This is a genomic window from Niallia sp. Sow4_A1 (assembly GCF_052116745.1).
Lineage (GTDB): Bacteria > Bacillota > Bacilli > Bacillales > Cytobacillaceae > Niallia > Niallia hominis.
This window is the reverse complement of sequence record NZ_JBQKKM010000158.1, coordinates 1-325: the sequence shown is the minus strand read 5'-3', so window position 1 is coordinate 325 and position 325 is coordinate 1. Positions and strand designations below refer to the sequence as shown.

The 325-nt window shown below is 40.6% G+C and carries 2 rRNA genes; both read right to left on the bottom strand.

The window, feature by feature from the left end:
- A 5S ribosomal RNA gene (gene rrf / locus ACTQ5K_RS25645) occupies positions 1–109 on the bottom strand; the annotation flags it as partial.
- A gap of 117 nt (positions 110–226) precedes the next feature.
- Positions 227–325, bottom strand: a 23S ribosomal RNA gene (locus ACTQ5K_RS25640); the annotation flags it as partial.

Sequence of the window (325 nt, the reverse complement as noted above, 5' to 3'; positions counted from 1 at the left end):
ACGTCCTACTCTCACAGGGGGAGAACCCCCAACTACCATCGGCGCTGAGAAGCTTAACTTCCGTGTTCGGTATGGGAACGGGTGTGACCTTCTCGCTATCGCCACCAGACTTTTTCTCAAGACATATTTTATTATACATGTTTTTGAGATTTTTTCAAGTATAATTTCGAAAAATTATTCCCTGAAAACTAGATTATGAAGTAAAAGAAAGAAATGAGTAATCATTTTAGTTAAGTCCTCGATCTATTAGTATCAGTCAGCTCCACATGTCGCCACGCTTCCACCTCTGACCTATCAACCTGATCATCTTTCAGGGATCTTACTA